General features: G+C 54.0%; 1 protein-coding gene. It reads left to right on the plus strand.

Annotation, left to right across the window (positions count from 1 at the left end; genetic code table 11):
* The coding region (locus R0K30_RS22360; protein ID WP_410613086.1) for a DUF4268 domain-containing protein at window positions 1-263 on the plus strand (263 nt) is incomplete at both ends.

Here is a 263-nt window from a genome sequence, read left to right on the forward strand (position 1 = left end):
TCAGCACACAAAACAACAGGGTTGGTGCAGCGCTCTATATCCAGAACCCTGACGCTCAAACACAGTTTGAACAGCTGCTCATCATGCAAGATGAGATTGATGCAGCAATAGCGCTGCCGCTGAACTGGGACCCGCTGCCCAGCAAGCAAGCCTGTAAGATCTCGACAGACATCGACGCGGCGGACATTTCAGACCGAAGCAGCTGGCCCGAGTTGCAATCGTGGTTGGTAAGGGCGCTTGAGGAATTCTATTCCTGCTTCGCG

The sequence above is a fragment of the Bacillus sp. SIMBA_154 genome (assembly GCF_046536015.1).
GTDB classification, from domain to species: Bacteria; Bacillota; Bacilli; order Bacillales; family Bacillaceae; genus Bacillus; species Bacillus pumilus_P.